18 protein-coding genes, 2 tRNA genes and 3 rRNA genes are annotated in these 19958 nt (G+C 40.0%); 11 read left to right on the top strand and 12 right to left on the bottom strand.

Features of this window, described 5'->3' with window-relative positions; genetic code table 11:
* Positions 1-38: 38 nt before the first annotated feature.
* The 3 genes from ACPF64_RS01490 to ACPF64_RS01480 are packed head-to-tail and all read right to left on the bottom strand — an operon-like array spanning position 39 to position 2265.
* Complete coding sequence (locus tag ACPF64_RS01490; protein WP_004638723.1) at positions 39-518, bottom strand: OmpA family protein; 480 nt, start codon at positions 516-518, stop codon at positions 39-41.
* A 14-nt stretch (positions 519-532) separates the two neighbouring features.
* Positions 533-1756 (bottom strand): diguanylate cyclase domain-containing protein, encoded by a 1224-nt coding sequence (locus ACPF64_RS01485; protein WP_004638724.1) that lies wholly within the window; start codon positions 1754-1756, stop codon positions 533-535.
* 5 nt (positions 1757-1761) lie between these two features.
* Positions 1762-2265, bottom strand: coding sequence for a YfiR family protein (locus ACPF64_RS01480; protein ID WP_003656067.1), 504 nt, complete (start codon positions 2263-2265; stop codon positions 1762-1764).
* Between the two features lie 583 nt (positions 2266-2848).
* Between ACPF64_RS01480 and ACPF64_RS01475 the strand changes: the two genes are divergently transcribed.
* The 6 genes from ACPF64_RS01475 to ACPF64_RS01450 all read left to right on the top strand — a co-directional run bounded on the left by ACPF64_RS01475 (position 2849) and on the right by ACPF64_RS01450 (position 8880).
* A 16S ribosomal RNA gene (locus ACPF64_RS01475) occupies positions 2849-4386 on the top strand.
* 59 nt (positions 4387-4445) lie between these two features.
* Positions 4446-4522 (top strand) — tRNA-Ile (locus ACPF64_RS01470).
* A 56-nt stretch (positions 4523-4578) separates the two neighbouring features.
* Positions 4579-4654, top strand: a tRNA-Ala gene (locus ACPF64_RS01465).
* Between the two features lie 370 nt (positions 4655-5024).
* Positions 5025-7918, top strand: a 23S ribosomal RNA gene (locus ACPF64_RS01460).
* Positions 7919-8100: 182 nt separating this feature from the next.
* Positions 8101-8215: ribosomal RNA gene (gene rrf / locus ACPF64_RS01455) — 5S ribosomal RNA — on the top strand.
* The 16S, 23S and 5S rRNA genes sit together here with 2 tRNA genes alongside, the layout of an rRNA operon.
* Positions 8216-8349: 134 nt before the next feature.
* On the top strand, positions 8350-8880 hold the full coding sequence (locus ACPF64_RS01450; RefSeq protein WP_426455324.1) for an NMCC_0638 family (lipo)protein: 531 nt from the start codon (positions 8350-8352) through the stop codon (positions 8878-8880).
* 60 nt (positions 8881-8940) lie between these two features.
* Here ACPF64_RS01450 and ACPF64_RS01445 read toward each other — a convergent pair whose 3' ends face one another.
* From ACPF64_RS01445 to ACPF64_RS01435, 3 genes are all read right to left on the bottom strand, one after another.
* Positions 8941-10314, bottom strand: a complete 1374-nt coding sequence (locus ACPF64_RS01445; protein WP_426455322.1) for a dihydrolipoyl dehydrogenase — start codon at positions 10312-10314, stop codon at positions 8941-8943.
* A gap of 85 nt (positions 10315-10399) precedes the next feature.
* On the bottom strand, positions 10400-11596 hold the full coding sequence (locus ACPF64_RS01440) for a hypothetical protein (RefSeq protein WP_426456096.1): 1197 nt from the start codon (positions 11594-11596) through the stop codon (positions 10400-10402).
* A gap of 364 nt (positions 11597-11960) precedes the next feature.
* Positions 11961-12296: a TIGR01244 family sulfur transferase gene (locus tag ACPF64_RS01435; protein WP_002116083.1), complete on the bottom strand. Its 336-nt coding sequence runs from the start codon at positions 12294-12296 to the stop codon at positions 11961-11963.
* A 189-nt stretch (positions 12297-12485) separates the two neighbouring features.
* On the opposite strand from ACPF64_RS01435, the gene ACPF64_RS01430 reads away from it, so the two are divergent.
* Genes ACPF64_RS01430 through ACPF64_RS01420 form a run of 3 tightly spaced genes read left to right on the top strand, consistent with a single transcriptional unit; the run spans position 12486 to position 14241 of the window.
* Entirely contained in the window at positions 12486-13382 is an 897-nt protein-coding gene (locus ACPF64_RS01430; RefSeq protein ID WP_003655110.1) for an alpha/beta hydrolase, read from the top strand.
* Entirely contained in the window at positions 13383-13820 is a 438-nt protein-coding gene (trxC, locus tag ACPF64_RS01425; protein WP_426455318.1) for a thioredoxin TrxC, read from the top strand.
* Position 13821: 1 nt separating this feature from the next.
* Positions 13822-14241 (top strand): acyl-CoA thioesterase, encoded by a 420-nt coding sequence (locus ACPF64_RS01420; protein WP_426455316.1) that lies wholly within the window; start codon positions 13822-13824, stop codon positions 14239-14241.
* A gap of 39 nt (positions 14242-14280) precedes the next feature.
* On the opposite strand, the gene ACPF64_RS01415 is transcribed toward ACPF64_RS01420, so the two are convergent.
* Both ACPF64_RS01415 and ACPF64_RS01410 read right to left on the bottom strand, forming a co-directional pair.
* Positions 14281-14775 carry a DUF4442 domain-containing protein gene (locus tag ACPF64_RS01415; protein ID WP_005036088.1) on the bottom strand — a complete coding sequence of 165 codons (495 nt, stop codon included), beginning with the start codon at positions 14773-14775 and terminating at the stop codon, positions 14281-14283.
* 35 nt (positions 14776-14810) lie between these two features.
* Positions 14811-15299, bottom strand: coding sequence for a YajQ family cyclic di-GMP-binding protein (locus tag ACPF64_RS01410; protein WP_005036089.1), 489 nt, complete (start codon positions 15297-15299; stop codon positions 14811-14813).
* 91 nt (positions 15300-15390) lie between these two features.
* On the opposite strand from ACPF64_RS01410, the gene ACPF64_RS01405 reads away from it, so the two are divergent.
* Positions 15391-15705, top strand: a complete 315-nt coding sequence (locus tag ACPF64_RS01405; RefSeq protein ID WP_004638747.1) for a rhodanese-like domain-containing protein — start codon at positions 15391-15393, stop codon at positions 15703-15705.
* 37 nt (positions 15706-15742) lie between these two features.
* On the opposite strand, the gene mnmC is transcribed toward ACPF64_RS01405, so the two are convergent.
* Genes mnmC through ACPF64_RS01385 form a run of 4 tightly spaced genes read right to left on the bottom strand, consistent with a single transcriptional unit; the run spans position 15743 to position 19061 of the window.
* Positions 15743-17617, bottom strand: a complete 1875-nt coding sequence (gene mnmC, locus ACPF64_RS01400) for an FAD-dependent 5-carboxymethylaminomethyl-2-thiouridine(34) oxidoreductase MnmC (RefSeq protein WP_426455313.1) — start codon at positions 17615-17617, stop codon at positions 15743-15745.
* Positions 17618-17640: 23 nt separating this feature from the next.
* Positions 17641-18105 carry a hypothetical protein gene (locus tag ACPF64_RS01395; protein ID WP_426455311.1) on the bottom strand — a complete coding sequence of 155 codons (465 nt, stop codon included), beginning with the start codon at positions 18103-18105 and terminating at the stop codon, positions 17641-17643.
* Positions 18106-18109: 4 nt separating this feature from the next.
* Entirely contained in the window at positions 18110-18412 is a 303-nt protein-coding gene (locus ACPF64_RS01390) for a YciI family protein (protein ID WP_005309522.1), read from the bottom strand.
* A gap of 34 nt (positions 18413-18446) precedes the next feature.
* The gene (locus ACPF64_RS01385; RefSeq protein ID WP_045435602.1) at positions 18447-19061 is read right to left on the bottom strand and encodes a septation protein IspZ; all 615 of its coding nucleotides are present in this window, start codon (positions 19059-19061) and stop codon (positions 18447-18449) included.
* A gap of 44 nt (positions 19062-19105) precedes the next feature.
* Here ACPF64_RS01385 and ACPF64_RS01380 point away from each other — a divergent pair, with 44 nt between their 5' ends.
* Complete coding sequence (locus ACPF64_RS01380) at positions 19106-19957, top strand: PHP domain-containing protein (RefSeq protein WP_004638753.1); 852 nt, start codon at positions 19106-19108, stop codon at positions 19955-19957.
* Position 19958 lies beyond the last annotated feature (1 nt).

Raw genomic sequence — 19958 nt, 5'->3', positions numbered from 1 at the left:
GCCAATCACAGAGGATTGGCTTTTTTATAAATTGAAAATTATGGAATAACAACAATGGCAACACGTCGGTTAATCGCACGATTTTCATTGGTTGTATTTGGAACATAGGGCTGCGTTGAACCGCGACCAATCACATAGATATTTTCTTGCTTAAACCCGCGAGCTAAGAAAAGGTTTGCCACACTTTGTGCGCGCTCTTCAGACAGCTTTTGATTATAAGCAGCATCGCCAACATCATCAGTATGACCAACAATTTTCAATTTATTCAGATCATATTTATTCAATTGAGATGCTAGACGCACTAACTCAGCTTCATGGCTCTGTTTTAACTCTGCATTATTAAAGTCAAACAACAAACGTTCTGGTAAACCTAAAGTCCATCCTTCATTTGTAAGCACAAAACCTTCTTTTTTGAGCAATTTTACCTGACGATATTTTAATGGCCCAAAACTCAGGCACCCTGCAAGAGTAATGCATAGCAATGCAATAAAGGAGAGTTTTAAAGATCTTGTATTCATAGATTAGCCTAAATTTAATTTTCAGGTTTATAGATAAACCAGCGTTCATCCGAATTTTTAGCCTTATACATTGCTTGATCTGCTTGCATAATGAAATCTTCGGGGCTAGATGCAAATTGTGATAAAGCAATACCTACACTAAAACTGAAGTAAATGGTTTGACCATTCAGATGCAAAGGTTCTTTACAGCTTTCGAGTAAATTTTCAGCAATAGATATTAAATGATCAGCATGACTAATGGAATGCAAAATGACAGCAAATTCGTCGCCACCTAAACGCGCAATAAAATCTTGATGACGTAAACGGGTTTGCAAGCGATTCGCCATTTCTTTCAAAACTTCATCTCCAGCCAAATGTCCAAACTGGTCGTTAATCGCTTTGAAGTTATTGTTATCTATAAATAATAAAGCAGATTTGTTATCAAATCCCTTATCTTCAAACATATCTAAAAGAATTTGATAAAAATAATGTCTATTAGGTAATAAGGTGAGCTGATCGTGATGAGCCTGAAATGACAATTTACGATTTTCTTTTTGTAATTGATTGTCCCATATCTGAATTTCTTCAAGTAACTCATTAAAAACAGTATTTAAATCTTGAAATTCTTTAATTCGATTATAAGGGAACCGAAGATTATAAGCTTTTTGCTCACTTACAATTTGAGCAATATTAGTAAGTGGATAAATAGCCTGCATAATTTGACGATAAGTTAAGTTTACTGACCACCACAAAGCGCAAACAATAAACAACATCGCAATTGCGAGCCCTACCATAATCATTTTCAGGAACTGCAATATTTTTTCTGAACTACCAAAAAGGGTTAATTCACCTACATTTTGTTCATGATGATAAATTGTAAGATGAACCGGGTCATTTAAAAACCAATGATCAAACCAACCCTCTAAAATTGAAGTCTGACTTGATAATTTAAAACTTTGTGCAATTAAATGATGTTCTGAATCATAAATATGAATAGTACGGATTGAATGATCATTCGTATATTCATTCAAAATTTGCTCTATCGTAATTTTATCATTAAATACAACTGCTGGCTGAATACGCTCTAGCAGAGTGTGGCTAAGCAATTGTAAATTTTGCTTGGCATAGGTTTCCATTGTAAAAACAGAAATCGATACAAAGGTAAAAGAACAAATAAAGAAAGTAATTGCAAAAATCGTAAATTGAGACTTTCTAAATAAAGCATGCAATGAAGTGGACTGATACAACTTAGATATCATAATCCTTACTCCGCATTCTTAGCCAAGAGCAATACTCTCGGATCAATATGAACTTTGGAGTGACTTAAAGCATCTAAGTTAACTTTAAAGGTAGTGTAATTATTTTGATTATATAAACAAAAGATACTTCCTATTTCACAGTCTGAATTATTGATGCTTAAAGAAAGTAAAGAACGATAAGGATAATTCTGAATAAGGCTTTGTTGTTGCTGTGGAGAAGTAGTAGAAAAATAAACAGCCTGACAATGTGACCGTGCAAAATCTTTCGCGTTTACAGTTTGAACACGATAATTATAAGACATTTGCTGGATATAAGATTGAAAGGTAGATGTAATGGAGGGATTATCAATAACACAAAGAGTAGGAGTATTTACATTCTCCCACTTACTGTAGCTTAGAATAGATAAAGTAAGCACATAGAAGTTATGTTTTGAATTGGCATAACAAGGCCCACTCGTAGCAAACACTACAAGTATGCAAACAAATACTTTCTTAGCGAACTGCCACATGGTGAGTTAATGCCAAACTATTGCACGAATAATCTATTCTACATGAAGTTGATAAAGTAAAAAAAGTTTAATATCTCATCTAACGTTGACTGAAATGCCTAAAAAAAAGGCATATACCTCACTTTTTTCGTAAAATAGTAGAAAAAATCGGCACTCAAGAGAAAAAGGCTGAAATACCCCTTGCCAAGGGAATTTAATCGTCTATAATGCACATCCATCGGCGGTGATGCAGATAGAAACTTGTTGAAAAACAGTTACTTGGAATTGAGTTGATTGCTTTGAGCAGTAGATTTGATAAGAAGTTGGTTTTGAGAATAAGTTTTAAAAATATCGAAATTACCTGTTGACTTTTAAGAGATTAAGAGTAATATAGCCGACCTAGCTTGCTGGTGACGAACCAGTAAGAAGATCATTAAGAGATTATGAAGAACAACTTGTGTGGATTTTTACTGATTGATTGATCGAAATATTATCATTGATTGATTGGTTTAAATTACTCGAAGTTTATTTGAGCGAAATTTAAGTCAGAAAATTGATGAGCCAGAATTGGCACCTTGTCTTTAATAAGGTGCAAAATGATTTTTAACTGAAGAGTTTGATCATGGCTCAGATTGAACGCTGGCGGCAGGCTTAACACATGCAAGTCGAGCGGAGTGATGGTGCTTGCACTATCACTTAGCGGCGGACGGGTGAGTAATGCTTAGGAATCTGCCTATTAGTGGGGGACAACATTTCGAAAGGAATGCTAATACCGCATACGTCCTACGGGAGAAAGCAGGGGATCTTCGGACCTTGCGCTAATAGATGAGCCTAAGTCGGATTAGCTAGTTGGTGGGGTAAAGGCCTACCAAGGCGACGATCTGTAGCGGGTCTGAGAGGATGATCCGCCACACTGGGACTGAGACACGGCCCAGACTCCTACGGGAGGCAGCAGTGGGGAATATTGGACAATGGGCGCAAGCCTGATCCAGCCATGCCGCGTGTGTGAAGAAGGCCTTATGGTTGTAAAGCACTTTAAGCGAGGAGGAGGCTACTGAAGTTAATACCTTCAGATAGTGGACGTTACTCGCAGAATAAGCACCGGCTAACTCTGTGCCAGCAGCCGCGGTAATACAGAGGGTGCAAGCGTTAATCGGATTTACTGGGCGTAAAGCGCGCGTAGGCGGCTAATTAAGTCAAATGTGAAATCCCCGAGCTTAACTTGGGAATTGCATTCGATACTGGTTAGCTAGAGTGTGGGAGAGGATGGTAGAATTCCAGGTGTAGCGGTGAAATGCGTAGAGATCTGGAGGAATACCGATGGCGAAGGCAGCCATCTGGCCTAACACTGACGCTGAGGTGCGAAAGCATGGGGAGCAAACAGGATTAGATACCCTGGTAGTCCATGCCGTAAACGATGTCTACTAGCCGTTGGGGCCTTTGAGGCTTTAGTGGCGCAGCTAACGCGATAAGTAGACCGCCTGGGGAGTACGGTCGCAAGACTAAAACTCAAATGAATTGACGGGGGCCCGCACAAGCGGTGGAGCATGTGGTTTAATTCGATGCAACGCGAAGAACCTTACCTGGCCTTGACATAGTAAGAACTTTCCAGAGATGGATTGGTGCCTTCGGGAACTTACATACAGGTGCTGCATGGCTGTCGTCAGCTCGTGTCGTGAGATGTTGGGTTAAGTCCCGCAACGAGCGCAACCCTTTTCCTTATTTGCCAGCGAGTAATGTCGGGAACTTTAAGGATACTGCCAGTGACAAACTGGAGGAAGGCGGGGACGACGTCAAGTCATCATGGCCCTTACGGCCAGGGCTACACACGTGCTACAATGGTCGGTACAAAGGGTTGCTACCTAGCGATAGGATGCTAATCTCAAAAAGCCGATCGTAGTCCGGATTGGAGTCTGCAACTCGACTCCATGAAGTCGGAATCGCTAGTAATCGCGGATCAGAATGCCGCGGTGAATACGTTCCCGGGCCTTGTACACACCGCCCGTCACACCATGGGAGTTTGTTGCACCAGAAGTAGGTAGTCTAACCGCAAGGAGGACGCTTACCACGGTGTGGCCGATGACTGGGGTGAAGTCGTAACAAGGTAGCCGTAGGGGAACCTGCGGCTGGATCACCTCCTTAACGAAAGATTGACGATTGGTAAGAATCCACAACAAGTTGTTCTTCATAGATGTATCTGAGGGTCTGTAGCTCAGTTGGTTAGAGCACACGCTTGATAAGCGTGGGGTCACAAGTTCAAGTCTTGTCAGACCCACCATGACTTTGACTGGTTGAAGTTATAGAAAAGAAGATACATAACTGATGATGTAAGCTGGGGACTTAGCTTAGTTGGTAGAGCGCCTGCTTTGCACGCAGGAGGTCAGGAGTTCGACTCTCCTAGTCTCCACCAGAACTTAAGAGAAGTTCGGATTACAGAAATTAGTAAATAAAGATTTAGATCTTGGTTTATTAACTTCTGTGATTTAAGTATCACGGTATTAAGCATGACCTGACGAAGGCATGTTTATTCATTAACAGATTGGCAAAATTGAGTCTGAAATAAATTGTTCACTCAATAATGAAAAGAGAGGAAGTAATTCTGATCTTGGAATTAATTGAGAACTAGCAAATTAACTGAATCAAGCGTTTTGGTATATGAATTAGATTGAAGCTGTACAGTGTTTAAATACACAGTACTTCAAACTGTAAGAGATTGATGAGAAATCATTGATCATGTCTTATTACTCCTTGTAGGTAATAACGACTGTTTGGGGTTGTATAGTCAAGTAATTAAGTGCATGTGGTGGATGCCTTGGCAGTCAGAGGCGATGAAAGACGTAATAGCCTGCGATAAGCTCCGGGGAGGCGGCAAATATCCTTTGATCCGGAGATTTCTGAATGGGGGAACCCACCTACTTTAAGGTAGGTATTGCAACATGAATACATAGTGTTGCAAGGCGAACGAGGGGAAGTGAAACATCTCAGTACCCTTAGGAAAAGAAATCAATTGAGATTCCCTTAGTAGCGGCGAGCGAACGGGGATCAGCCCATTAAGTTATGTGTGTTTTAGTGGAACGCTCTGGGAAGTGCGAACGTAGAGGGTGATATTCCCGTACACGAAAGGGCACACATAATGATGACGAGTAGGGCGAGGCACGTGAAACCTTGTCTGAATATGGGGGGACCATCCTCCAAGGCTAAATACTCCTGACTGACCGATAGTGAACCAGTACCGTGAGGGAAAGGCGAAAAGAACCCCTGTGAGGGGAGTGAAATAGATCCTGAAACCGCATGCATACAAGCAGTGGGAGCCGACTTGTTCGGTGACTGCGTACCTTTTGTATAATGGGTCAGCGACTTATATTCAGTAGCGAGGTTAACCGTATAGGGGAGCCGTAGAGAAATCGAGTCTTAATAGGGCGTTTAGTTGCTGGGTATAGACCCGAAACCAGGCGATCTATCCATGAGCAGGTTGAAGGTTGGGTAACACTAACTGGAGGACCGAACCCACTGTCGTTGAAAAGCCAGGGGATGACTTGTGGATAGGGGTGAAAGGCTAATCAAGCCTGGTGATAGCTGGTTCTCCCCGAAAGCTATTTAGGTAGCGCCTCGGACGAATACCATAGGGGGTAGAGCACTGTTTCGGCTAGGGGGTCATCCCGACTTACCAAACCGATGCAAACTCCGAATACCTATGAGTACTATCCGGGAGACAGACTGCGGGTGCTAACGTCCGTAGTCAAGAGGAAAACAATCCAGACCGCCAGCTAAGGCCCCAAAATCATAGTTAAGTGGGAAACGATGTGGGAAGGCATAGACAGCTAGGAGGTTGGCTTAGAAGCAGCCACCCTTTAAAGAAAGCGTAATAGCTCACTAGTCGAGTCGGCCTGCGCGGAAGATGTAACGGGGCTAAAACTATGTGCCGAAGCTGCGGATTTGACTTTTAAGTCAAGTGGTAGGGGAGCGTTCTGTAAGCCGATGAAGGTGTATTGAGAAGTATGCTGGAGGTATCAGAAGTGCGAATGCTGACGTGAGTAACGACAAAACGGGTGAAAAACCCGTTCGCCGAAAGACCAAGGGTTCCAGTCCAACGTTAATCGGGGCTGGGTGAGTCGACCCCTAAGGCGAGGCCGAAAGGCGTAGTCGATGGGAAATTGGTTAATATTCCAATACTTCTGTGTAATGCGATGAGAGGACGGAGAAGGTTAAGTCAGCCTGGCGTTGGTTGTCCAGGTGAAAGGAAGTAGGCATGCATCTTAGGCAAATCCGGGGTGCTCTATGCTGAGATCTGATAGCAAGCTGTACTTGTACAGCGAAGTGGCTGATACCATGCTTCCAGGAAAAGTCTCTAAGCTTCAGTTACACAGGAATCGTACCCTAAACCGACACAGGTGGTCAGGTCGAGTAGACCAAGGCGCTTGAGAGAACTCTGCTGAAGGAACTAGGCAAAATGGTACCGTAACTTCGGGAGAAGGTACGCTGTTGTTGGTGATGGAACTTGCTTCCTGAGCTGATGACAGCCACAGAAACCAGGCCGCTGCAACTGTTTATTAAAAACATAGCACTCTGCAAACACGAAAGTGGACGTATAGGGTGTGATGCCTGCCCGGTGCTGGAAGGTTAATTGATGGGGTTAGCGTAAGCGAAGCTCTTGATCGAAGCCCCAGTAAACGGCGGCCGTAACTATAACGGTCCTAAGGTAGCGAAATTCCTTGTCGGGTAAGTTCCGACCTGCACGAATGGCATAATGATGGCGGCGCTGTCTCCAGCAGAGGCTCAGTGAAATCGAAATCGCTGTGAAGATGCAGTGTACCCGCGGCTAGACGGAAAGACCCCGTGAACCTTTACTGCAGCTTGACATTGAACTTTGACCTTACTTGTGTAGGATAGGTGGGAGGCTTTGAAGTTGGAACGCTAGTTCCAATGGAGCCGTCCTTGAAATACCACCCTGGTAATGTTGAGGTTCTAACTCTGCCCCGTAATCCGGGGCGAGGACCATGTCTGGTGGGTAGTTTGACTGGGGCGGTCTCCTCCTAAAGAGTAACGGAGGAGTACGAAGGTGCGCTCAGCGTGGTCGGAAATCACGCGTAGAGTATAAAGGCAAAAGCGCGCTTAACTGCGAGACCCACAAGTCGAGCAGGTACGAAAGTAGGTCTTAGTGATCCGGTGGTTCTGTATGGAAGGGCCATCGCTCAACGGATAAAAGGTACTCTGGGGATAACAGGCTGATACCGCCCAAGAGTTCATATCGACGGCGGTGTTTGGCACCTCGATGTCGGCTCATCTCATCCTGGGGCTGAAGCAGGTCCCAAGGGTATGGCTGTTCGCCATTTAAAGAGGTACGCGAGCTGGGTTTAGAACGTCGTGAGACAGTTCGGTCCCTATCTACCGTGGGCGCTGGAAATTTGAGAGGATCTGCTCCTAGTACGAGAGGACCAGAGTGGACGAACCTCTGGTGTACCGGTTGTGACGCCAGTCGCATCGCCGGGTAGCTATGTTCGGAAGGGATAACCGCTGAAAGCATCTAAGCGGGAAGCCTACCTCAAGATAAGATTTCCCTAGGACTTTATGTCCTCTAAAGAGCCGTTCGAGACTAGGACGTTGATAGGTTGGATGTGGAAGCATAGTGATATGTGAAGCTGACCAATACTAATTGCTCGTGAGGCTTGACTATACAACACCCAAGCAGTTGTATATAAAGCATCAATCGATTCATTAATATGCAAAGCAACTTGATTTAGTTATACGCTTAGCTAAAATGAACAAAATAAAGTAAGATTCAATCAGCCCATCTGTAAAGATTTGGAAAACGCATCGGCAGCCAATAAGACCAATGCAAGTATCCATACCAGTTGTGCTGGCGACCATAGCAAGAGTGAACCACCTGATCCCTTCCCGAACTCAGAAGTGAAACCTCTTAGCGCTGATGGTAGTGTGGGGTTTCCCATGTGAGAGTAAGTCATCGCCAGCTCATTATTCAAAACACCCTCAACTTAACAGTTGGGGGTGTTTTTTTATGGGTAAAAAATTGAAAATGATAGAGTAATTTTGGAATGAATTATGATATAAACCAAATACCTTAAAATGATAACAAGAGTATGAATAATGAAATTTGTAGGATTAAAAATATTTGTCTGTATGCTAGCTATAACACTTGGTAGTAAATCTATCTATGCTAGTGAAGCTGTAGAAAGTTTATTTAGCACAAAAGCTTTTTTAAATATTTGTGTTAGTTCTAGAGGAAATCCAGAAATAATAAATAAACAAGCAAAAAATATGGGTTTTATTCAAATGCCTAATGAGTATGCTGCACATTTTTTAAAAGATTATAATGGGAACGCTTGGATGATAAGCTCTTCAGAAGGAAAGTTTGTTATTACTCAACTCGATAACGGCGTATGTTCATTATTTATAAGTAAAGGAAACTCAACCGAAATTCAGAAGAGTTTAGAAAGCTGGTTGCCCCCTAAATCTACTGGTTTAACTTATAAAAAGGAAATATCTAAAGATAAAAATTTGACTACAACAAATTATATTATTTCTAAAGATGGAAAGGCTTTAGAGACATGGATATATACTAGTTCATCTGAAAAGAATGCTTCACTAGTTGCAGTTATTTCCCATCAAATGAATTAATTAAAACAATTTAATGTATAGAAGAGCCAACTTTTATTAAAAGAGCTCTTCTAAAATTGATTATTTCAACTGTCTACGTGCGTGTTTTAAAGCAGTTCGAAGACCTTCTTCTAGAGTTGGATGATAAAAGGGTTTCTCTAAAATGTCATTTAAGGTTAAACCTTCGCCTATTATCCAGCTTAATAGGTGAGCCATATGTTCTGTTGCTTCTGTAAATAACTCAGCACCTAGAAGCTTTTGACTTTCTTTATCTATATAAACCTCAATGCCTCCTTTGTTTTTTCCAAGGACGATAGCTCTACCTTGTCGTTCATAAGAGGCTTCGCCAGTAATAAAGTTTATACCAGTCTCTTTTAGTTGTTTAGAACTTTGCCCAACGATCGCCATTTCTGGATCACTAAATACAATTCCTAATGGAGTAAGGGTCTTAACTGAATTGATTTGTGGATAGTTCAAACAGTTATGAACAACTTTTTTCCCCTCATGTGCTGCTTCATGTTGTAATGGTGTTGAGGTATAAGCATCACCTACAATAAAAATTGGATAGGTCTCTAATTGCTTGGTTTTTGCATTTATAGGTAATGATTTAATATCTTTAAAAGAACTATCAATATTTTCTAGTTTTAAAGTATCAAGCAAACTTGAACGGCCTGTTGCAACTAGAACATATTCAACTTTGAGAGTTTTCTCTTTTTCTTCGAGTTTATAATTTAATATGACGCCCTCAGAATTACACTTAACTTCATTTGGTAAAGTCTCGAATAGAATTTTTAACTCTTTCCCTAGCTCTTTTTGCGCAAGTTGTTGAAGTTTCGAGCTAGTCAGTATTCCAATTCGTTTACTGCGAGCAAATATAGTGGTTTCTACGCCCAAACGATGCAAGGCTTGTGCGATCTCGAGGGCAATCACACCACTACCAATGACGGCAATAGATTTAGGTAGTGTTTTTAATTCGAATATTTGATCTGTTGTTATAAGTCGATTACCGAGTTCTTGCTTCCAGGTTTGATCATAATTAGGAGTTGAACCAACCGCCAGAATAAAACTTTTTGATTGGTACTGTTTCCCGTTAACTTCTACCGTCTGTGCATTAATAAAATGTGCTTTACCAGAAATTTTATGTTCAGCAGGCCATTGTTTTACATCTTTTAAAGTTGCTTGTGTAAAACGATCACGCAATGTTTGTACGTGCTGCATAACTTGAGTCGTATTAATTTTTGCAGATACATCCAAAGCAACCTCTTGAGCATTTTGAATGTCAAACATACGGTTTGCTGAAGAGATGAGGACTTTACTTGGCATGCAGCCTACACGGGCACAAGTAGTATCCCATGGTCCATCATTTATAATTAAAAGATTATTAGTGTGCTTAACTGCTTCTTTATAGGCGCTGATGCCTGCTGTACCTGCGCCAATGATAATAATATCGAACATTTTTTAATAGGCTTATTCTTACTAGATATATAGAATATATAGAAAAACCCTCATGAATAGAGGGTCTCTTTCTAACTATTTAGCCTCAAAATGTAAAGTTTTGCTCAAAAGGTATTTTCAATTTGGTTGATACTTTACCATTTTGGTTGGTAGATTGACCTTCAATACTTATGCCATTAATTGCATGCTTAAAGTCTAATGTAGTTCCATTCAAGCTTTGTTTAAAAGTAAAAATATTCTTTCCTTCCAAATAAATACTGCCATTAAATTTTTGTGCATTCGTTGTTGGCGATTCATTTTCAACGCGACTTCCTTCAAGACCAGTAATATTAGGTAAGCTCAATATTTGGTTACCATTTAAACTTACTTTGTATGTCGCATTGTTTGTATTGCCTGGAGTCGAGTTCACAATAAATGAAATTGGCTCAGCAAAAGGAACATTAGGGTTATCATTAATAAGTACATTGAAACCAGAACCACCCTGAACTACGTAGAGATCACCATCAGTTGATGTATTATCTTTATATACACTCATTGCACCAGTAGTAACTTCTTTTTCAGTGGCTTGACCTGTTTCTGGATCTTGAACAATAGTCGTTGTAGTAATTTTATAATCACTTGTTGTTGAATTAATTAATACAAATCTTTTTTGTTTAGTTTGTTCAAGTCCCCATGATTGTTGGAATGGATATGCAAAGGCTCCAGTAATTGTTACATCTTGGAAGTTCTTATCATTATTTTCATTTTGAAAAATATAAATTCTGGTATTTGATTGATAATCCTCTAAATTTGGAGATATATTATCGCTTGCCAGTTTAATATTTTTTAAATCGTCTGCTGTAATATCAAAGTCCCAATCATTATAAGCAGAGAGCAAAGTTTTAATTTCTTCACCTTTAAATACGTAGCAGGCACGGTAGTCTGTAGTACTCTTTAGAAAGCATTTTTCACGATAGTGATCAGAATATTTGGTAAGATCTACTTTTCGAATATCTAAGGTTAACTTGAGTGGGCCTTGAGCGAAGGTGTCTAGTGCGTGATCAATGTAACCTTTTGATAACTTTTCATCGTTAAGATCATAGGCGCCAAACAAATATTTTCCTTCTTGCTTTACACTATTTAAAACAGAAGTAGCCAACTCTTGATCTGTTGATGGTGTGGTTGGTGTTGTTGTAGAGCCAGAATTTGAATTTTGGTTATAGTAGCCATCACCGCCACCTCCACCACAAGCTGTCAAAAAAGCAGCCAAAGTAATCCCACATACCCCATGAGTAAGTTTCATCATTATCCCCAATTAAAATGATAAGTTATTTAAAATAATTTTTTAGATTTATAAAATAACATATATTTCATGAGGTTGCTCATTATATTTATGAGCAGTTAGCTAATTAAATTCTTGTACCCATAGTTACTCCAACTGTAGGCTTTACTTGCATTGATGAGCATGCTGTAAGAATTAAGCAGGTTAAAAGAGCAAATATAAATTTATTCATAAAAATTAATAAATGATTCAAAAAGATTTAAATACTTTAGATCAATATTATTTTTAGTTCTGTTGAATTCGTGCAGAGATATGCAAATAAGTTATCAAAAAACCCTACTTTAAAGAAGAAATAGGGTTTTATAAAATATTAATTTTTTTAAAATTAATCGTCTAGCAAATCCATTTGTTTTGCTAATTGATATAGGTTGTTTGAACGGTTTCCTGTACGGCAGAACATAAGTACAGGTTTTGGCAACTCATTGTAATGATTTGCGAAAGTACGTACATCGAGTTCTGTAATCTGTCCAGCTACAACAGGTTGATAAACGTAGTCTAGCCCTACTTGACGTGCTGCTTCTTCAATTTGAGCACTTGTAGGTTGTTCGGGGCCGCCTTCCATATCTGGTCGATTATTAATAATCGATTTAAATCCTTTTTCTACAACTTGACCAACATGCTCTGGACCAATTTGACCTGCGAAACCAACATTATCTGACATTTCGTCACTCCAAAATTTAACAAAACCTCTTATGCTGTATCATAGCATTAAGCCTAACCTGAGATACAAGACACTCGTGTGTTGTTCTGACTGAGAAAGTTATGTCTTATAGCTAAGTTATAAATTTTAAAAATGATCATCAAGCTATTTTAAAATTGGTTATTCATATTCTATTTCAACGGAGCACATATGCACGCTTATACGGTTGAGCCTTTATATGTTCCATGTGGTCAGGAAACGATCGCAGCTGATTTTTATATTCCTAAAACAAATAAAAAATCTGCCGTAATTATTATGGCCCATGGTTTTGCTGCGTTGCGTCAATTTAAATTAATCCAATATGCTCAGCGGTTCGCACAGGCGGGTTATGCTGTTATTTTGTTTGATTATCGATATTGGGGTGGGAGCACTGGCAAGCCAAGAGAAATGGTATCTATTAATTCGCAGTTAGAAGATTGGAAGACAGTAATTCAATATGCTTCTACCTGTAAGCTTGTGGATAATCGAAGGATCGTGTTGTGGGGGACCTCCTTAAGTGGGGGATATGCGCTAAGTCTGGCTTCTGAATTAAAAAATATTCAGGCAATTTTAGTACAAATTCCTTATGTCGATGGCGCTGAAACGGCCAAGCTTTATCCTTTGCAACGCTATCCTCAAGCATTGAAGTTATCGAGTCAGGACTATATGGGATCAAAAATGGGGCTTAATCCCAAAAGATTGCCTGTCGTCGATCAACATAATTTATGTTTTATGCCTACAGCGGATAGTTATTATGGTTATTTATCGATTGTAAATCCTGACTATTATTGGAGTGGGGAAGTTCCTGCACGTGTCTTTTTTAATTTGATGCGATACCGTCCAATTCAAGTTGTACGCCAGATTAATATTCCAGTTTTATTTATTGCGGCCCAAAAAGATTCCCTTATTCCTATTGAGTCCAGTCGCGAAGCTGCCACAAATATTGCGCCTTTTGTGAGTTATCATGAGTGGGATATGAAACATTTTGATATTTATCACGGTTCATGGTTTGAAAAAGCAGTGATAACCCAATTAGAATTTTTACATCAGCATATAGGAGTGGTGTAAATGATTATTGTATGTGCATCGTGCGGTGCTAAAAACCGAGTTCCGGAAGAAAAACTTCCTGAGCAACCAAGCTGTGGGCAATGTCATCAGCCATTACTATCGCTTGCACCTATTGAGTTAAATGAGCAAAATTTTAGTAACTACATCACGAATAGTGATCTACCTATTCTCATAGACTTATGGGCAGAATGGTGTGGACCTTGTAAAATGATGGCGCCACATTTTGCGCAGGTCGCAAAACAGAATCCAGGCGTTATTTTTGCCAAGATTAATACCGAAGAATCTCCTCGCTTGAGCCAAGCTTTTCATGTGAGAAGTATTCCGACACTTGTCTTAATGAACAAAACGACAGAGGTCGCGCGTATTAGCGGCGCATTACGTGCGCCTGAATTGCAGCAGTGGCTTGATCAACAACTTCAAACGAATTTCGGGAGCTAAGGTGTCAGAAGCTTATACCAAACCAGAAGGGGTTTTATCCTTACAAACGATTGCCATGCCAGCCGATACAAACTGGAGTGGTGATGTCTTTGGTGGATGGATTGTGTCACAAATGGACTTGGCTGGAGCAATTCACGCAGAACGTTTCAGTCGTGGTCGTTGTGCTACGATTTCCATTAATCAAATGACCTTTTTGGTTCCGGTAAAGGTTGGCTTTGTCATTAGCTGCTATACCAAAATCTTAAAAGTTGGAAATACTTCTATTCAAATGCAAATTGAAGTTTGGGATAGTCATGATGACTCTCGTGAGCCAATACGTATTACTGAAGGAGTCTTTACCTTTGTGGCAGTTGATGTAAAAGGTAATAAGCGTCAGATTCCTGAAGAAGCGAGACAAAAGTTTTTAGTATCTTATGAATAATAAAAAAGCCCAAATTCAAATTTGGGCTTTTTTATATTTTTATTTCTTACGTTTAGGTAACCATGCCCACAGCATTTGGCACTGGATTGGTTCATTGCCTGCATCATCAATAACAGTAACCGGAATTACAAGTTCACCTTTCTCATTATCTGCAATAAACTTTTGCTGTTCAGCAGATAACGTTGCTGTAGCAGTTAAACCACCTTCAACCACTTTTAAATAATCTACATGCAATGATTTGATTAATAAAATGCGGTTATCAGGAATGTGTAAACCCGTTAGGAAACCCGTTGCAGTTTCTGCTAAAAGAGCCATAGCAGCAGCATGGACTCCTTTAATATGATTCTGCATATTTTTTTGGTTTTCTAAACGGACAGTAACATGGTTTGAGTCTACTTCCAGATAGCGAATATTTGCTGTACCCACCATTGGCACGATACGACCAAACGCCTTGCTCCAAAGTGTACTCCGAATACCTTTAGGGAATTTTGAAGTCGCTTTTACCAGTTTTGATAGACGATTGGATTGAGACATGGGATTACCTTAGCTTTGAATGTCACGACAAGAGATTAATCTTTAAAGTTATTAAACTGTAATGGCACACCAAATTGTTGTTCACGTAAAAAATTCATCACTTGTTGTAAAGTGTCGCGCTTTTTATCCGTTACACGAATTTTGTCGCCTTGGATAGAAGATTGCACTTTAACGCCACTTTCTTTAATGGCTTTATTAATTTTTTTTGCAGTATCTGAGTCAAGACCGTCTTTAAGTTTAATGACCTGTACAAAATTTTTGCCTGAAGCAGCAGCTTTTTGCGGGTCTAGAGCTTGTATATCAATTTTACGTTTGTAAAAATGATTTTCTAACATGTTGTAAACTTGTTCACACTGGAAATCACTTTCGGTACTGATTTTAATTTCTTTATTTTTTTCGTTTATTTCGACTGAAACATCATGACCACGAAAGTCAAAACGTGTTGCAATCTCTTTTTGTGTGTTCTGTACAGCATGATTAACTTCAAAAATCTCTAATTCAGAGACAATATCGAAAGAAGGCATAGTTTAGACCTTTACAAAGGGAAAGAATATTTGAGATGCTAAGAGGGTTTTCTTCATTTGCCAAGTGTTGTTTACATCAAAGGAGTGCACAATGATCCGTAAACAAGAAATTACAACATTTGAATTCCCAGAAAATGCTGTTATCTGGGATGTCCGTGATACAAATGCTTATGCAGAAGGGCATGTTAAAGGTGCGGTAAATCGCCCGATTAATGATTTGAATGCTGATATTTTGAACCAGGTCTCTGCGGGTCAGCCGATTTATATTTTATGTGGTGGTGGTAGCAAAGCTCCTCGTGCAGCTGAGACACTAGAAGGATTCGATGCCTCGCGTGAATATGTCGTGCTGATGGGGGGGACACGTGCAGCTCGTGATGCCGGCTTGCCTCTAGAGCAGGGCGCATAAAAAAAAGCACCTTCGGGTGCTTTTTTATGGAATTGAACTATTGTGGTTTGAAATAAGGCTTTTTAGGTTTTACTTTTCTTTGGAATCGTTGCGGATTCAATTTTTGTAATAAGCGGTCCGGTACTGGACAAGCTTCTCCTAACATTTGGGCAACTAAGATCTCACTGCATAGCGGAGCAAATAAGAAGCCCTTAGAACCAAGACCAGCAAAAGTAGCAATTCGGCTATTCTCCTGCATTTTTCCAACGAGAGGAAAATAATCTAAGCTTTGTGCGCGGATAGATGCTCGGCCTTGCCAAGTAGTCGTAGAAGGCAATTGTTGTGCATATTCAGGGAATATGCTGTGGATTAATTCAAAGTTATGCACATGGTCTTCTGGCACTATTTCTTGATCCTCACGATTTGGGTAGAAAGACGCACCTAAAATCATCTGTGAAGCATTAAGTTGCATACAGTAGCCGCCATAGCTATAAGCTTCCTGTAAAGGCAAGGGAGCAAAAGTATTGTCAACCCAGCTTACTTGCCCACGTATTGGTTTTAACTGCGGATAGCTTTCAAAAAAAGTCGCGCTTTGACGCGCACAGCACACAACAACATGGTCTGCCTCTGCAATAACTTCATTGCCAGTCTTCAATTGAACTTTATTTTCACAAGATACAAGCTCTGTAATATTGAGAATTTTTAAATCGATCAAAGGATGTTGCAAAATTTCATCACGTAGTTGATGTGGTGAAACCGAGCCTGCTTCGGTAAGTAAAACACTTGAATATGCAGTTTCAAGTGAGTTCGTGGAGTCGGTAACAACCTGAGCTGGATATTGATTTATAAGATCGAGAAGTTCATCTGCATTTTTCAAGGCGATTTGTTGTATTTGAAGTGGACGAAATGCTTGAAAATTTTTATAAAAATTCAAGGCATGTTGCCAACTTAAGGTCATCAGATGTTCATGACTTTGCTCAATTGGGCATAGCTTTGGATTAAGTAGGGCTAAAGGATTTCCAGAAGCGCCAGATAATGCCTCTGTTCGCTCATATAGGGTGACTTGATGTCCACGTGCTGCAAATGCCCACGCTGTAGTTAAACCTGCTATACCGGCCCCAATAATCGCAATATGCTGTTGTCCCTTACCCAGTGAGTGAACTAGGTCTAATGGGGAGGACTCATCATCAGATTGAGGTGGATTCCAGATTGCTTTGAGCATTTCACGTTTATGCCGAAAACCACGTGGACGAGAAATATTAATACCATGCGCTTTTAGCCCACGTTTTAAAACACCCGCGACACTAAAAGAGGAAAATGTACTGCCATAGTCAGAAAGACGGACAATATGGTTTAAAACATTTTGTTCCCACATGTCTGGATTGCAAGAGGGCGCAAAGCCATCTAAAAACCAAGCATTTACTGCTTTAGTTTTAGCCATGCTTGGGAAAATATCTTGTGCATCTCCTAGCCATAAGTCGATGCTAAAACGCTCTTCAGGGAAACTTAAACGATGACATCCGGCAATAGGTAGCGGATATTGTTCAATTAACTGGTCTGCAAGTGGTTTAAGCTCATCCCAGACATTTAAAGCGCGAATGAGGTCGGCTTTACTTAATGGAAATTTTTCAACACTAATGGCGTGTAAATGGCTTTGATTATCAGGACGGACTTGTTGCCAAAGTTGCCAAAGTGCAAGAATGTTTAAACCCGTACCAAAACCGGTTTCTCCTACACTGAAATATTCAAAATCTTTTAGATTGGCTAAGCGCTCTGATAAGTCGTTACCATTTAGAAAAACATGCCGTGTTTCAAGTAGGCCATTATCTTTAGAGAAATAGACATCACCAAATTGTTTGGAAATGGGAACCTCGATACCATCGATTAATTCCCAGTCCAGTTGTGCTGTTTGTATGCGGTTTGATACGTTCATTTAGTTTAATAGATCGCTTGGATTTACCACTGGCGTCGACGTTTTGTATGGATATAACTAGAGATAAAGAAACCCAGCAATACGCCACCCGCTAAGGTAACCGCGCCATATAAAAACATTTGCGCACTACGTTCGCTTTGTAAGACTTGAACCTGAACAGAGAGGCTATCATTTTTTAACTGTAACTCTTGGTTCTGGGCGAGTGCTTCAAGATTGGCATGTTCTAACTGTTTTAAACGAGATGCCTGATCCTGAACTAAAGCTTTGATTTTCGCATCTTGCTGTTGTTTATTCTTTGCAAGTTGCTCAGCCGTGAGTGGTTTTGTTGCGGTCGATGCCGTTGTAGCAGCTGTTGGAACTGGCTGATTCGCAGCCTGAGTTGAAGGCGCACTTGGAGGAGTCGTTGCTGGTGTGGCAGCAGGTTCAACTGCACTAGTAGTTGAACAGATCAAACACAAGCCGAGAAAGCTTTTGATTGCAGGGTGCATATGATTACCCTTTTGGAAATGCTTTATTAAACGGTTTTACATCAATATGAGCATAAATGCCTTCTTTGAGAAATGGTTCTTCTTTTAACCATTCGTCTAATGCTTCGCGACTGTCGAATTCAACAATCATGGTGCTGCCATAAAAACCTGCTTGAGGATCATTCGGGTCTTTTGGCATAGCTCCTGCTGTAACAAGGCGGCCTTCATCATCAAGTTTTTGCAAACGTTCGATATGCTGAGGGCGTACGGCCAAGCGTTTTTCTAAAGTTCCTTCGTTATCGGTACAGCTTAGAACAAAAAAAGGCATGTAATCGTATCTCTGTAATCAATCAGGAATCATTTTAAGCTTCAGGTGACTTAAAATGTTTACGTAAAATAATGAACTGAATAATGATAAATGAAAACATGACGATCATGTCACCAAATGCAGTGAATTCACCCCAATATTTTCCGCCGTGAAATAAAAACGCGAAGAAGATATGTAAACAAGACATCACCACAAACATGACTGCCCAAGCAAAATTTAGATTTTTCCAACCTTTTTCACTTAACTCTAAAATAGGGTCAAATAGACGGCGTATGAGTGGCTTACGATCTTTACCAAACCAAGGTGAAACTAAGAATGCACCTGCAAAAACCAAATTCAAAATTGCAGCTTTCAGACGAATATAGAAATCATCACTTAACATGAGGGTGATGCCACCAAAAATGACAGTCATAAACAATACAAACCACTGTTGTTTATCTAGACGGAATTTTTGGAAAACAAATAGGGCACCATATACCACAAGCATTGAAATAATTAAGCCTGTAGTCGCTACAAGAATATTATTATTATCGGCACCACCAGCAGACCCGATCAGTTTAAGTAAAGGATGCTGTGTATCGGTTGGATCAACTGTTTTATATAAATAGAAGAAAATAATTAATGGAACAAAGTCCAGAAGTGCTTTCATGTTAGAGTATCTGATCAGGTTTGGTGAATGGCATAGTATAAAAGATGCAAGGCATAGATTTACATACACATAGCAATATTTCTGATGGAACTTTGTCTCCGGAATTACTGGTGCAAGCTGCTATAGATGTGAATTTGCATACTTTGGCTTTAACTGACCACGATACAATGGATGGGTTGCAGCGAGCTAGAATTGCTGCACAAGGTCATGATTTAAAAATCATTTCTGGTACAGAGATTTCAAGTCAGTGGTCACGTCCAACAACGAAGAAGAGTTATGGCGTACATATTGTTGCTTTAAACATGCAAAATGAAGCACCAATTTTAGAAGCATTAGAACAACAAAAAAGAGTACGAGCGCAAAGAGCTAAAGTAATTTGCGATTTATTAGAAAAATGTATTGGTTTTCAGATTTATGAGGATGTTCTTGCCAAAGTAGAAGATCAGGCAGACCGCATCACCAGAACACACATTGCTAAAACACTCGTCGAGAAAAAAGTTGTAACCCGTCCTCAACAAGCGTTTGATCGTTTCTTAAAAGAAGGAAGACGTGCTTTTGTAAAGTTTGAAGGATTAGGATTAAAAGAAACAATTGACATGATTCACGAAAGTAAAGGGTTGGCAGTTTTAGCACATCCGACTCGTTATGATTTATCTGCAACTAACGTTCGATATTTAATTGAATTGTTCGCAACTTCAGGTGGAGATGCAATTGAGTTACCTCCACCGATGGAAACTTTATCTACTCGCCAGATGATTGATCGGATGATTGAGCAATATCAATTAGCCGTATCGATTGGCAGTGATTTTCATGGTGAAAATATGCCATGGATTAAGCTGGGAAATACACCTAAACCAACGGCTAATCAGCAAGGTGTTTGGGAACGTTTTCTCTAAC

Origin of the sequence: Acinetobacter sp. KB005, from assembly GCF_049949095.1 — a bacterium.
Classification (GTDB): domain Bacteria; phylum Pseudomonadota; class Gammaproteobacteria; order Pseudomonadales; family Moraxellaceae; genus Acinetobacter; species Acinetobacter calcoaceticus.
Note: the sequence above shows the minus strand (reverse complement) of the source record. Positions and strands in the feature narration are given on the sequence as shown.